Source organism: Klebsiella sp. PL-2018 (assembly GCF_019048985.1).
GTDB lineage: Bacteria > Pseudomonadota > Gammaproteobacteria > Enterobacterales > Enterobacteriaceae > Klebsiella > Klebsiella michiganensis.
Genome location: NZ_CP077673.1, coordinates 4,118,122 through 4,131,219, shown reverse-complemented (window position 1 = coordinate 4,131,219; position 13,098 = coordinate 4,118,122). Strand labels below are relative to the sequence as shown.

The window sequence follows — 13,098 nt, the reverse complement described above, 5'->3', positions numbered from 1 at the left end:
CGCCTTTTTTCATGCAGCGGGCAGATTATGCTTGCTGCTGGGACGACTGAATCGCGGTCAGGGCGATGGTATAGACGATATCGTCAACCAGCGCGCCACGGGACAGGTCGTTCACCGGCTTACGCATCCCCTGCAGCATCGGCCCGATGGATATCAGGTCGGCAGAACGCTGTACGGCTTTGTAAGTGGTGTTACCGGTGTTCAGATCCGGGAAGATGAACACGGTAGCGCGGCCGGCAACCGGGGAGTTCGGCGCTTTGGATTTCGCAACGTCAGCCATGACCGCCGCATCGTACTGCAGCGGGCCGTCGATCATCAGGTCAGGACGTTTTTCCTGCGCCAGACGCGTGGCTTCGCGTACTTTCTCTACATCGCTGCCGGCGCCAGAGGTGCCGGTGGAGTAGGAGAGCATGGCCACGCGCGGTTCGATGCCGAAGGCAATTGCGGAGTCTGCGGACTGGATGGCGATTTCAGCCAACTGTTCAGCGGTCGGATCCGGGTTGATCGCGCAGTCGCCGTAAACGTAAACCTGTTCCGGCAGCAGCATGAAGAATACGGAGGAGACCAGGGAGCTGCCCGGCGCCGTTTTGATCAGCTGCAGCGGCGGACGGATGGTGTTGGCGGTGGTGTGAACCGCGCCGGATACCAGACCGTCGACTTCGTCCTGCTCCAGCATCAGGGTGCCGAGAACCACGTTGTCTTCCAGCTGCTCGCGGGCAACCGCTTCGGTCATCCCCTTGCTCTTACGCAGTTCGACCAGGCGAGCAACGTAGCTTTCGCGAACCACTTCCGGGTCAACGATTTCAATACCGGCGCCCAGCTCTACGCCCTGAGAGGCGGCCACGCGGGTGATTTCATCCGGGTTACCCAGCAGTACGCAGGTGGCGATACCGCGCTCGGCGCAGATAGCCGCGGCTTTAACGGTACGCGGCTCGTTGCCTTCCGGCAGCACGACGCGCTTGCCTGCTTTACGCGCCAGCTCGGTAAGCTGATAGCGGAAGGCTGGCGGAGAGAGGCGACGGCTGCGCTCGGAAGTTGCGGTCAGCGATTCAATCCAGTCGGCGTTGATATAGTTAGCCACGTATTCCTGAACTTTCTCGATGCGCTCGTGATCGTCAACCGGAACTTCCAGGTTGAAGCTCTGCAGGCTCAGAGAGGTTTGCCAGGTGTTGGTGTTAACCATGAATACCGGCAGGCCGGTTGCAAACGCGCGTTCGCACAGTTTGCTGATGCGGGCGTCCATTTCGTAGCCGCCGGTCAGCAGGATAGCGCCGATTTCCACGCCGTTCATCGCGGCCAGGCAGGCGGCGACCAGAACGTCAGGACGGTCTGCGGAAGTGACCAGCAGGGAACCTGCGCGGAAGTGTTCCAGCATGTGCGGAATGCTACGCGCACAGAAGGTGACGGACTTCACGCGACGGGTATTGATGTCGCCTTCGTTGATGATGGTGGCGTTCAGGTGATGCGCCATATCAATCGCGCGGGTGGCGATCAGATCGAAGCTCCACGGCACCGCGCCCAGAACCGGTAATGGGCTACCGCTCTGCAGCTGAGCCGGATCGATCTTCACGACTTTTGCTTTGGAAGAGTCGTCGAAGATTTCCGACAGGTCAGGGCGAGTACGGCCCTGTTCGTCAACCGGCGCATTCAGCTTGTTGACGATCACGCCGGTGACGCTGGTGTTTTTCGCGCCGCCGAAGCTGCTGCGAGTCAGCTCAATGCGCTCTTTCAGCTGTTCAGGAGTATCGGTACCCTGGGACATCACAAAAACGATTTCAGCGTTCAGCGTTTTCGCGATTTCGTAGTTCAGAGACTGGGCAAACTGATGTTTGCGGGTCGGGACCAGACCTTCAACCAGCACCACTTCCGCATCCTGCGCGTTGGCGTGGTAGTTGGCGATGATCTCTTCCATCAGCACGTCTTTCTGATTGCTGGAGAGCAGCGACTCAACGTGGCTCATCTTCAGCGGTTCTGCGGCCGGAAGGTCGGAGTTCGCGCGAATAATAGTGGTAGTCTGGTCTGGCGCATCGCCACCGGCACGCGGTTGAGCGATAGGTTTAAAGACGCTCAGACGAACGCCTTTACGTTCCATAGCACGGATAACACCGAGGCTGACGCTGGTCAGGCCTACGCTGGTTCCGGTAGGGATCAGCATGATTGTACGGGACACGATATATCCTCTTTCGTTACCGCCAGTATCAGGCGGGATACAAAACTGCACCACCAGCTTCCCGTCATACTTCAAGTTGCATGTGCGTTGGCTTTACTCGCTCACCCCAGTTACGTACTACTCGTACGCTCCTGGGGATTCTCTGCGTCGCCGCCTTCCTGCAACTCGAATTATTTAGGGTTATGGCTGGCGGTGTGGAATCAGGCGGTCAGACGGTTGGCGTCTTGCGCGATGACCAGCTCTTCGTTGGTCGGAATGACGATAGCCGGGCGAGTGCCTTCTTTGTTGATGAAGCCAGACTTGCCGAAACGGGCAGCCAGGTTGCGCTCGTGATCAACTTCAAAGCCCAGTACGCCCAGTTTGCCCAGAGACAGTTCGCGAACCATCGCGGCGTTCTCACCGATACCACCGGTGAATACGACGGCGTCCAGACGACCGTCCATCAGCGCGGTGTAGGAGCCGATATATTTCGCCAGGCGGTGGCAGTAAACGTCCATGGCACGTTTAGCGTCAGCTTTTTCCTGGTAGTTGTCTTCAACGTAGCGGCAGTCGCTGGTCACTTCGGTCAGACCGAGCAGACCGGACTCTTTGGTCAGCATTTTGTTGATGGCATCTACGCTCATGCCCAGGGCATCGTGCAGATGGAAAATGATTGCCGGGTCGATATCGCCAGAACGCGTACCCATAACCAGACCTTCCAGCGGAGTCAGCCCCATGGAAGTGTCAACGCATTTACCGTTGCGGATAGCGGAAACGGAACCACCGTTGCCCAGATGGCAGGTGATGATGTTCAGTTCTTCAACCGGTTTGTTCAGAACTTTCGCGGCTTCCTGAGTCACATAGAAGTGGCTGGTGCCGTGCGCGCCGTAGCGACGTACGCCGTGTTCTTTGTACAGGCTGTACGGCAGGGCATAGAGGTAAGATTCTTCCGGCATGGTCTGATGGAACGCGGTGTCGAACACGGCAACGTTCTTGTCTTTCAGATTAGGGAAAGATTTCAGCGCCTCAGCGATACCGATCAGGTGCGCCGGGTTGTGCAGCGGAGCGAAAGAGGCGGAGTCTCTGATTCCCTGAATCACGGAGTCATCGATAACGACGGAGCTGGTGTATTTTTCACCACCGTGAACGATGCGGTGGCCGATTGCGGTCAGCTGAGCAGACAGTTCTGGTTTTTGTGCCAGAATAGTGTTAACGATAAAGTTCAGCGCTTCACTGTGAGCAGCGCCAGCGCCTAATTCGGCTTCTTGCTTGCTGCCGTCCATTTTCCATTTGATACGGGCTTCAGGAAGATGGAAACATTCTGCTAAACCAGACAGGTATTCGTCGCCGTTGACGGCATCAAGGATAGCGAATTTCAGAGAGGAGCTACCGCAGTTCAGAACCAGTACTAACTTACTCGACATGGAAGTACCTTTTATGATACGTGGCTAAAAAAACGTCAGTGTGTCACAAAGCGTAGCGCAGGATGACATCGACATTTATGATTAACATCATGCCTTGTACTGTTTTCGGGCACGATGAGAGAAGTACATTTGATTTTATGTCATTTTGCATAATTTTCAGCCGGTGGCAGAATATGCGATAATTTGACTAACCTGGTAAAAGGGTCTAACCGCCCCTCAGGTGCGCACAGAATACCTGATTGAGGCCGCCATTGCCAAAATCTTTTGAACGTTGTCATGCACAGTTGGTGTTTTGCACAAATTTTTTAAGTTTTATATGTAAAGTTGAGGTAAGCCATGTCCGGTCCCGAGAATCGCCCTGTGAGTTTTTTTGGCTTGTTTCGCCACGGGCAGCACTATGCAAAGACCTGGCCCCTGGATAAGCGCCTTGCCCCGGTGTTTATTGAAAACCGTATTATTCGCGCCACGCGCTATGCGATTCGCATCATGCCGCCGGTGGCGATTTTCACGCTGTGCTGGCAAATCGCCCTCGGCGGCCAGCTGGGCCCTGCCGTGGCTACCGCGCTGTTCGCGCTGAGTCTGCCGATGCAAGGCTTATGGTGGCTGGGTAAGCGTTCGGTAACGCCGCTGCCGCCGTCGATACTGAACTGGTTTTATGAAGTACGGGGTAAACTGCAGGAGGCGGGACAAGCGCTGACGCCGGTTGACGGCAAGCCGGATTATCAGGCTTTAGCTGACACGCTTAAGCGCGCCTTCAAACAACTGGATAAAACTTTCCTTGATGATTTGTAATTGCATCGGGAAAACGCATATAAAAGAAGGCGCATGAATTATGCGCCTTCTTTTTTCACGTCGTAAAAGTGCCACAGGAGTCAAAAATGGAAATGACCAATGCGCAGCGTCTGATTCTGTCGAATCAATACAAAATGATGACGATGCTCGATCCGGACAACGCTGAACGTTACCGCCGCCTGCAGACCATCATTGAGCGTGGATACGGGCTGCAGATGCGCGAGCTGGACCGCGAGTTTGGCCAGCTTACCGAGGAAACGTGTCGTACCATCATTGATATCATGGAGATGTATCACGCGCTGCATGTCTCCTGGACGAACCTGAAGGATGCCAGCGGAATTGACGAGCGTCGGGTCACCTTCCTCGGCTTCGACGTGGCGACCGAAGCCCGCTATCTCGGCTATGTTCGCTTTATGGTTAACGTTGAAGGGCGCTACAGCCACTTTGACGCCGGCACTCACGGTTTTAACTCCCAGACCCCGATGTGGGAAAAATACCAGCGCATGCTGAGCACCTGGCACTCCTGCCCGCGTCAGTACCATTTAAGCAGTAACGAAATTAACCAAATTATCAACGCCTGATGGAGGTTCCCGTGCAGTGTAAAGGTTTCCTGTTTGATCTTGACGGGACATTGGTCGATTCGTTGCCGGTAGTGGAGCGTTCGTGGTGCAAATGGGCGGATCGGTTCAGTATCCCTCATGATGAAGTGCTGAACTTCATTCATGGCAAACAGGCGATAACCTCGTTGCGTCATTTTCTCCCCGGCCGCAGCGAAGAGGAGATTCAGGCAGAGTTCACCCTGCTGGAAACGGTAGAAGCAACGGATACGGATGGCGTAACGGCGCTGCCGGGCGCGGTGGCGTTGCTCAGGACGCTCGATCGCGCGGGGATTCCGTGGGCGATCGTGACGTCGGGTTCGATACCCGTCGCCCACGCTCGTCATCGTGCCGCGGGGCTGCCTGAGGCGAAGGTTTTTGTTACCGCCGAGCGCGTAAAGCACGGGAAACCCGCACCGGACGCCTACCTGCTGGGGGCTGAACTGTTGGGGCTGGCGCCGGGGGATTGCGCCGTCGTGGAGGATGCGCCTGCCGGTCTGCTCGCCGGGCTGAATGCCGGCTGTCGCACCATCGCGGTCAATGTGCCCGCCGATGCGCCGCGTCTTGATGAAGCGGATTTAGTATTAACGACGCTGGAGAGCCTGCAGGTTGAACGCCTGCCTGACGGCAACGTGAATATTATCCTTAAAGATTAATCTCATGATTTAGCCCCGCGCCGGCGGGGCTTTTTTATGCCAGACTTCCAACTCCATCTTCTGACAAGGATAAGTTGTGAACGGTGAATTGATTTGGGTGTTATCTCTTCTTGCCGTAGCCGTCGTGCTCTTTGCCACCGGAAAAGTGCGCATGGACGCTATCGCATTGCTGGTGATTGTCGCTTTCGTCCTCAGCGACACTTTAACGCTCAGCGAGGCCTTCTCCGGCTTTAGCGATCCTAACGTTATTCTTATTGCCGCGCTTTTTATTATTGGCGATGGGCTGGTGCGCACCGGGGTCGCCACCAAAATGGGCTCCTGGCTGGTGAAGGTTGCCGGCAACAGCGAAACCAAAATGCTGGTCTATTTGATGTTAACCGTTGCCGGATTAGGGGCGTTTATGAGCTCGACCGGCGTGGTGGCCATTTTTATCCCCGTGGTGCTCAGCGTGTCGATGCGCATGAACACCTCCCCTTCGCGGTTGATGATGCCGCTCAGTTTTGCCGGACTTATCAGCGGGATGATGACCCTGGTGGCCACACCGCCCAACCTGGTCGTTAACAGCGAACTTTTACGCGAAGGGCTGCAAGGATTCAGCTTTTTTAGCGTTACGCCGATAGGTCTGGTGGTGCTGGTTCTGGGCGTTTTCTATATGCTGGTGATGCGCTTTATGCTCAAAGGGGAAGAGGGCGAGCAAGCGCGAGATGGCCGAAAAAGAAGCACCTTCCGCGATCTCATTAAAGATTATCATCTCACGGGGCGCGCGCGCCGCCTGGCCATACGCCCCGGCTCGCCGATGATTGGCCAGCGCCTGGACGACCTGAAGCTACGCGAGCGCTACGGGGCGAACGTTATCGGCGTTGAGCGCTGGCGGCGCTTTCGACGGGTTATCGTTAACGTTAACGGCGTATCGGAATTCCGCGCCCGCGACGTCTTGCTGATCGATATGTCGGCCTCAGACGTGGATTTACGCCAGTTCTGCGGCGAGCAGATGCTCGAACCGATGGTGCTGCGCGGCGAATATTTTTCCGATCAGGCGCTGGACGTGGGGATGGCGGAAGTCTCTCTGATCCCGGATTCAGAACTGATTGGCAAGTCGGTGCGCGAAATCGCTTTTCGTACCCGTTTCGATTTGAACATCGTGGGGCTGAAACGCGATGGCAAAGCCCTTGACGGCGCGGTGACCGATGAAGCCTTGCAGCTTGGCGATATCATGCTGGTGGTGGGCAACTGGCGGCAGATAGCGCTGCTGGCTAAGCGGGGCCGTGACTTTGTGGTGCTGAATATGCCCATCGAGGTCAACGACGCCTCGCCGGCGCACAGCCAGGCGCCGCACGCGATTTTCTGTCTGGTGCTGATGGTCGCACTGATGCTGACTGACGAAATTCCTAACCCTATAGCGGCCATCATTGCCTGCCTGCTGATGGGGAAATTCCGCTGTATTAACGCCGAGAGCGCCTATAAAGCTATCCACTGGCCGAGCATTATCTTGATTGTCGGAATGATGCCTTTTGCTCTGGCGCTGCAGAAAACCGGCGGCGTGGATCTGGTGGTTCAGGGACTCATGGATGTGGCGGGGAGCAAAGGACCGTACCTGATGCTTGGCTGCCTGTTCGTAATGTGCGCGGCTATCGGCCTGTTTATTTCCAATACCGCCACCGCGGTGCTGATGGCGCCCATTGCGCTGGCCGCGGCAAAGTCGATGGGCGTTTCGCCTTATCCCTTTGCGATGGTGGTCGCCATGGCGGCCTCGGCGGCGTTTATGACCCCGGTATCGTCGCCGGTGAACACCCTGGTGCTGGGGCCGGGGAAATATTCATTCAGCGATTTTGTCAAAATCGGCGTGCCGTTCACCCTCCTGGTGATGGTGGTGTGCGTCCTGCTGATCCCGGCGCTGTTTCCGTTCTGATTCAGCGGCATCCTTCCCCGGTCAGGCTGACGCTGGCCGGGGAAGTGTGGGGTTATAAAGGCGAATCCTGGCTGATTTCATCGAGGGAAAGATGGAAGCTCGGGACGAACACCTGCATAAAGTAGTCCATCTCTGCGCTGCGGCGCGATTCCAGCGTTTTCTCAAGGCGGCCTTTGGCCAGCAGAAATTCATTGTTCCCCGCCGATAGCTCTTCCAGACACTTCAGGTAGGCGCAAAGCGCATCCGCCTGCTTGACAAGGGATTTTTCCTCTTCGCTGTAGTGATGTTCATCGATCAGCGGTTCAAAAATGTCGCGCAGTTCATCAGGAACCATATCGACCAGCTTCTGCTGGGCGATTTTTTCGATGGCTTTGTACTCTTGCGCGATCTGCGAATTGAAATATTTTACCGGCGTCGGCAGGTCGCCGGTCAGGACTTCCGAGGCATCGTGATACATCGCCAGCAGCGCGATGCGTTCGGCGTTAACCCGGCCGCCGAATTTACGATTTTTGATCGCCGCCAGCGCATGGGCCACCATCGCGACCTGTAAGCTGTGTTCGGAGACGTTTTCGGTGCGCACATTACGCATCAGCGGCCAGCGGTTGATCAGTTTCAGGCGGGAGAGGTGGGCAAAGAAATGACTCTGACTCATAGGAACCCTTAATCAGTTACGACGTCGGGTGCCATTGTGCGCAGGGATTGCCGCCGGATGCAAATCCCGGCGGCTGGACAGATAAAATCAGAGCTGGTGGTAGCCGGAAAGGAAACGCCCGAAACGGGTAATTGCCATTTCAAGATCGTCTTCGCGCGGAAGGGTCACAATACGCACGTGGTCCGGCCACGGCCAGTTAAAGGCGGTACCCTGAACCAGCAGGACTTTCTCCTGCAGCAGAAAATCGAGCACCATCTTCTGGTCATCGTGAATATTAAAGCGTTTAGCGTCGATTTTCGGGAACATATACAGCGCGCCTTTCGGCTTAGTGCACGAGACGCCCGGAATGTCGTTAATCAGCTCCCAGGCGCGATTACGCTGTTCATACAAGCGTCCGCCGGGAACAATAAATTCGCTGATGCTCTGATAGCCGCCGAGAGCGGTTTGGATCGCATGCTGGGCCGGGACGTTGGCGCACAGGCGCATAGAGGCCAGCATCTCCAGGCCTTCGATATAGCCTTTTGCGTGTTTCTTCGGCCCGTTCAGCACCATCCAGCCCTGGCGGAAGCCGGCAACGCGGTAGGTTTTTGACAGGCCGTTAAAGGTAACGGTGAGTAGATCCGGGGCCAGCGGCGCAATTGAGTGGTGCTGCGCTTCATCGTAGAGGATCTTATCGTAGATCTCATCGGCGAAAATAATCAGGTTATGCTGGCGGGCGATCTCGACGATCTCCATCAGCAGCTCTTTTGAGTACACCGCGCCGGTTGGGTTATTCGGGTTGATAATCACGATGCCGCGGGTACGCGGGGTGATTTTCGCGCGGATATCGTCGAGGTCCGGGAACCAGTCGGAAGACTCATCGCAAAGATAGTGCACCGCTTTACCGCTGGAAAGCGCGACCGCGGCGGTCCACAGCGGATAATCCGGCGCCGGGACCAGCATTTCATCGCCGCTGTTCAGCAGCGCCTGCATGGCCTGGACGATAAGCTCCGAAACGCCGTTACCGATATAGATATCTTCGACCGTCACATCACGCATACCGCGGGCCTGGTAATGCTGCATGATGGCCTTACGGGCGGAATAGAGGCCCTTTGAATCACTGTAGCCCTGCGAGGTAGGGAGGTTGCGGATAACGTCAACGAGGATCTCGTCAGGCGCGTCAAAGCCAAACGGCGCTGGGTTGCCGATGTTCAGCTTCAGGACTTTATTGCCTTCTTCTTCAAGGCGTTTCGCCTCTTTCAGAACCGGGCCGCGGATGTCGTAACAGACGTTATCTAACTTGCTGGATTTTTCGATGGGGGACATGAACCTTGACCTTTTAGCTGTTATCGCCACTCCCTGCCGTGGAAGTCAGCACGGAATAATGTACTCCGCCTCCCCGCTGTTTTGAAGGGTTAACAGGAGAAGATTTTGCTATTCATCGCTTTTTTGTTTAATCAATTTCTCTGGTGGAAAGCGATTTTGTTTATACATTACACCTTTAATAATTTTATTGATGGTCTTATGTTGTGCCTGGTGGTGTTTTGGCGAACGTTTATCTGGTTTGTTGATTTAAAGAGGACCGGCGCTTGTTTTTTGCGCGTAAAACGAATCATCGTCTGGTGAACGTTTAATTCACAATACGCTGAAGGTTGTAACAACTTTGCTAGATATTTTTAATGAAAGTATTTAATAGCTAAATGAGTTTTATTTTATGCAAGGAATATTCTTAGATCTGTTAATTTAATTAAAGTGCTGACCAGCATTTAAAGTGGCCTGAGATAATACTGATTAACGCTTATAAATATTGTGGTTTTCGGTTAGAATATCGCCGTTAATACCGACATATGGCTATGCCAGATAGCTTATTTCTTTATTAATACATTGTTATTGCAGGTTTTTGTTCTGCCTGAGCCCGATGGCAAGGTTTGTCGCCGGTGAGGATGCAGACAATGGTCATTGACGGCTATTTTTTTGCGTCACATCACAAAAACAAATGCGTCGTAATTAAAAGCGCTTAGGCGTACGAGCAAAATATTACTCTGAAATTCCGCGCATTTGCTGCGGATGAGTGCTTTCTAATGCAATAACGTTCGTCCAGTTGTTCATCCGTCCGTCTCTGGCGGGTAACGCGAAGCTTAAGGATTAGCCGGAAGCCTGGAGCACAGCATCAACAAGGCAGGTAAGCATTAGCCGCCTGAATGTGAAGCAAATATGATAAATGAAAATCGTTCGATACTAAATTTAGACCTCGATCTCTTGAGAACCTTTGTTGCCGTCGCCGATCTCAGTACCTTTGCCGCTGCCGCCGTCGCGGTGCGCCGGACCCAGTCAGCGGTGAGCCAGCAGATGCAGCGGCTGGAGCAGCTGGTTGGCAAAGAGCTTTTTGCTCGCCACGGGCGCAATAAGCTTCTGACCGAGCAGGGCATTCAGCTGCTGGGCTATGCGCGGAAAATTCTGCGCTTTAACGATGAAGCCTGTATGTCGCTCATGTTTGGCAGCCTGCAGGGAACGCTGACCGTCGGAGCCTCTGATGAGACGGCGGATACCATTTTACCGTGCCTGTTAAACCGGATTGGTAGTTTTTATCCCAGGCTGACGCTGGAAATCAAAGTCCTCAAACACCTTGATATCGTCGATATGCTGAAGAGCGGGGCAATCGATCTTGCGCTGACGACCCGACAAACCAAGGGTTCTGACATGCTGACGCTGCGCACGTCGCCAACGCTGTGGTACTGCGCAGCGGATTATGTCCTCCCTCAGGGCGAGTCTGTCCCGCTTGTTTTGCTGGATGCCCCGGATCCGTTTCGGGAAGAGATCGTTGAGGTACTCAACGCCGCCGGCGTTGCGTGGCATCTTTCCCATGCGGCAAGCTCAATGGCGGGGGTGAAGGCGGCGGTGAAAGCCGGGCTTGGCGTGACCGCGCAGCCGGTAGAGATGATGAGCCCCGAATTTCGCGTACCGGGCCGGAGTGACGGTTTACCCGTACTGCCGGATACCCGCTACATGCTGAACTGCAATCCGCAGAAGGCAAGCGAGCTGACGCAGGCCATTTTTCAGTCGTTGAGCGCAGAGTACCAGCCGTGGTCAACGCAACGCGTTTATACTCCCGAAGGGGGAGATAATTCCCTTATTTCCTGAGCGGGAAAAGCTAACAAACATCACAAAAACTGGTAACAAAATGTAAGTGTAAAAACGAACCCCAGACGTGTGAAATTGCCGCTGCGGTTCGTTTTTTTCAAATTTTATTGATTAATAGAAACTTTTGTTGATTTCTTTTGAGCTAAATCAGTAGGTTAGATCCGCTCCTCCTCTCATTTCTCGACTTTTCTCTGCACTTTCAATACTTCCTGCTAATGTTAAAAAACCATCTGGTTTGTTGCTGTTTTCTTGGTTGAATTAACAAAAGCGTGTCGCAGATCAAGAAAATACCCCTCCTTAGGGGGAGGAATCGTGTCTGAATCCTGTCAAAATAGGCGGGCCATTTTGATTTACGGCGGAAACGGACACGATTCAACAACACTAAAGCCGAACAGTATGCAAGGTTATTCCGCATGAAAGGGCATTTAATGTTAATGAAAAAAATCCAATGTAAATTAATGTTGTGAAAACTTTTGTTAAAGTTGACAAAAGGTTAATGAAAGGAGTAAAAAGCCACCGCAACTGGCCTTCCACATCACCCAGGGACGCTTTTTTGCACGGCTATTTTTTTATTCCTCCCCGTGAAACGCTGTGGCGTTCATCTGCCAGTAAGAGCAGAGGGTTTTAGCGCTACACTTTTTTGGTTAAGCAATGCGTATGTCAACATCCACTGAAGTCATCGCTCATCATTGGGCATTCGCTATATTTCTCATCATCGCTATCGGCCTGTGCTGCCTGATGCTCGTCGGCGGCTGGTACCTTGGCGGACGCGCGCGCGCGCGAAGCAAGAACACGCCGTTTGAATCCGGGATCGACTCCGTCGGTTCGGCTCGCTTACGTCTTTCTGCGAAGTTTTATCTGGTTGCCATGTTCTTCGTTATCTTCGACGTGGAAGCCCTGTATCTCTACGCATGGTCGACTTCTATCCGTGAAAGCGGCTGGGTCGGCTTTGTGGAAGCCGCAATTTTCATTTTAGTGCTACTGGCTGGTCTGGTTTACCTCGTTCGTATCGGCGCACTGGACTGGACGCCTGCGCGCTCCCGTCGCACGCTGGTTAACCCGGAAACAGACAGTCCCACTAACCGTCATACGCAGTAAAAGCGAGGCAATAAGATGGATTATACGCTCACCCGCATCGATCCTAACGGTGAGAACGACCGTTACCCCCTGCAAAAACAGGAGATCGTAACCGACCCCCTGGAGCAAGAAGTCAATAAAAGCGTGTATATGGGGAAACTCGAACACGCCTTGCATGACATGGTGAACTGGGGCCGTAAGAACTCAATCTGGCCTTACAACTTCGGCCTTTCTTGCTGCTACGTGGAAATGGTGACGTCATTCACCGCGGTGCATGACGTTGCGCGCTTTGGTGCAGAAGTATTACGTGCCTCCCCGCGTCAGGCTGACCTGATGGTGGTTGCCGGCACCTGCTTTACCAAAATGGCGCCGGTCATTCAGCGTCTTTATGACCAGATGCTGGAGCCGAAGTGGGTTATCTCGATGGGCGCATGCGCCAACTCCGGCGGAATGTACGATATTTACTCTGTCGTCCAGGGCGTAGATAAGTTTATTCCGGTCGATGTTTACATCCCGGGCTGCCCGCCGCGTCCGGAAGCTTATATGCAGGCGCTGATGCTGCTGCAGGAATCCATTGGTAAAGAACGCCGTCCGCTCTCGTGGGTGGTTGGCGATCAGGGCGTGTACCGCGCCAATATGCAGTCGGAACGCGAGCGTAAACGCGGCGAACGTATTGCAGTGACCAATCTGCGGACTCCGGACGAGATTTAACTTGCGCCTGCG

At 54.3% G+C, this 13,098-nt stretch carries 11 protein-coding genes; 7 read left to right on the top strand and 4 right to left on the bottom strand.

The window, feature by feature from the left end:
- Positions 1-25: 25 nt before the first annotated feature.
- Both pta and ackA read right to left on the bottom strand, forming a co-directional pair.
- The gene (gene pta, locus MKleb_RS19210) at positions 26-2,170 is read right to left on the bottom strand and encodes a phosphate acetyltransferase (protein ID WP_014230257.1); all 2,145 of its coding nucleotides are present in this window, start codon (positions 2,168-2,170) and stop codon (positions 26-28) included.
- Between the two features lie 200 nt (positions 2,171-2,370).
- Positions 2,371-3,573, bottom strand: a complete 1,203-nt coding sequence (ackA, locus tag MKleb_RS19205; RefSeq protein ID WP_025106672.1) for an acetate kinase — start codon at positions 3,571-3,573, stop codon at positions 2,371-2,373.
- A gap of 336 nt (positions 3,574-3,909) precedes the next feature.
- Here ackA and yfbV point away from each other — a divergent pair, with 336 nt between their 5' ends.
- The 4 genes from yfbV to MKleb_RS19185 all read left to right on the top strand — a co-directional run bounded on the left by yfbV (position 3,910) and on the right by MKleb_RS19185 (position 7,526).
- Positions 3,910-4,365 carry a terminus macrodomain insulation protein YfbV gene (gene yfbV / locus MKleb_RS19200; protein WP_004104090.1) on the top strand — a complete coding sequence of 152 codons (456 nt, stop codon included), beginning with the start codon at positions 3,910-3,912 and terminating at the stop codon, positions 4,363-4,365.
- Positions 4,366-4,451: 86 nt separating this feature from the next.
- On the top strand, positions 4,452-4,946 hold the full coding sequence (locus MKleb_RS19195) for a YfbU family protein (RefSeq protein ID WP_004123152.1): 495 nt from the start codon (positions 4,452-4,454) through the stop codon (positions 4,944-4,946).
- A gap of 11 nt (positions 4,947-4,957) precedes the next feature.
- Entirely contained in the window at positions 4,958-5,617 is a 660-nt protein-coding gene (locus MKleb_RS19190; protein ID WP_009654668.1) for a sugar phosphatase, read from the top strand.
- A 76-nt stretch (positions 5,618-5,693) separates the two neighbouring features.
- A complete protein-coding gene (locus MKleb_RS19185) occupies positions 5,694-7,526 on the top strand; it encodes an SLC13 family permease (protein ID WP_025106673.1) in 1,833 nt (610 codons plus the stop codon).
- Between the two features lie 52 nt (positions 7,527-7,578).
- Here MKleb_RS19185 and yfbR read toward each other — a convergent pair whose 3' ends face one another.
- Both yfbR and alaA read right to left on the bottom strand, forming a co-directional pair.
- A complete protein-coding gene (yfbR, locus tag MKleb_RS19180; RefSeq protein WP_004852850.1) occupies positions 7,579-8,178 on the bottom strand; it encodes a 5'-deoxynucleotidase in 600 nt (199 codons plus the stop codon).
- 87 nt (positions 8,179-8,265) lie between these two features.
- Entirely contained in the window at positions 8,266-9,483 is a 1,218-nt protein-coding gene (gene alaA / locus MKleb_RS19175; protein ID WP_004852849.1) for an alanine transaminase AlaA, read from the bottom strand.
- A gap of 888 nt (positions 9,484-10,371) precedes the next feature.
- Between alaA and MKleb_RS19170 the strand changes: the two genes are divergently transcribed.
- The 3 genes from MKleb_RS19170 (at position 10,372) to nuoB (ending at position 13,086) form a co-directional block, all read left to right on the top strand.
- Positions 10,372-11,298, top strand: coding sequence for a LysR family transcriptional regulator (locus MKleb_RS19170; protein ID WP_014839121.1), 927 nt, complete (start codon positions 10,372-10,374; stop codon positions 11,296-11,298).
- 651 nt (positions 11,299-11,949) lie between these two features.
- Positions 11,950-12,396, top strand: a complete 447-nt coding sequence (gene nuoA, locus MKleb_RS19165) for an NADH-quinone oxidoreductase subunit NuoA (protein WP_004123140.1) — start codon at positions 11,950-11,952, stop codon at positions 12,394-12,396.
- A gap of 15 nt (positions 12,397-12,411) precedes the next feature.
- Entirely contained in the window at positions 12,412-13,086 is a 675-nt protein-coding gene (gene nuoB / locus MKleb_RS19160; protein WP_002913178.1) for an NADH-quinone oxidoreductase subunit NuoB, read from the top strand.
- Positions 13,087-13,098 lie beyond the last annotated feature (12 nt).